Annotated in this window: 1 protein-coding gene; it reads right to left on the bottom strand. The window is 73.9% G+C overall.

Going from position 1 to position 762, the window contains the following annotated elements:
- Positions 1–754 (bottom strand): sensor histidine kinase (locus tag QMK28_RS34050; RefSeq protein ID WP_326443569.1); only part of this gene is annotated, 754 nt, incomplete at its 3' end.
- Between the last annotated feature and the right edge of the window lie 8 nt (positions 755–762).

Genomic DNA, 762 nt, shown 5'->3' with positions numbered 1-762 from the left:
CCTGGGCGCCGTCCAGCAGCACGCCGTGCTCCCTGGCGAGCGGGTCGACGCCCGCGAGCGCGTCGCCGACCAGGTCGTAGACCGACATCCGGGTGGGCGCCAGGGCGAGCGCGCCGGCGTGGATGCGGGACAGTTCGAAGAGGTCGCCGACCATGTCGTTGAGCCGGTCCACCTCGGTGCGGATCTGCCGGTGGTAGCGCCGCGGGTCCTCGGCCATGCCGTCCTCCAGGGCCTCGGACATGGCGCGCAGACCGGCGAGCGGGGTGCGCAGGTCGTGCGAGATCCAGGCGACCAGCTCCCGGCGGGACGCGTCGAGGGCCCGCTCGCGCTCGCGGGACTCGGCGAGCTTCGCGCTGGTGGCGACCAACTCACTGCTCAGTTCGGACAGTTCGGCGGTCGCCCGGCCGGCGGGCGCGGCGAAACTGCCGCCGTCGCCGAAGGAACGGGCGGCGACCGTCAGCGCGTTGCTGCTCGCCACCACCCAGCGGCCGAGCAGCAGCGCGGTCGCGAGGGACACCACCGCGGCCATCGCGCAGACCGTGGTCACCACGGTCAGGTCGTGCGGCGACAGGAACATCGCCCAGGCCACGGCGAGCGTCCCGGCGAGCATCGCGGTCACCGCGACCGCCGCGACCACGGTGAGCGAGACGGCGACGGAACGCGAGCGCAGTGAGCGCAGCACCAGGACGCCGAGCAGTCCGGCCCCGGCGGCGCCGAGGAACGCGAACAGGGCCATCAGCAGTATGTCCTGCATGGCGGTCA

Origin of the sequence: Streptomyces sp. H27-D2, assembly GCF_035828615.1 — a bacterium.
Lineage (GTDB): Bacteria > Actinomycetota > Actinomycetes > Streptomycetales > Streptomycetaceae > Streptomyces.
The sequence above is the reverse complement of the archived record's forward strand: the minus strand, read 5'-3'. Positions and strand labels throughout refer to the sequence as shown.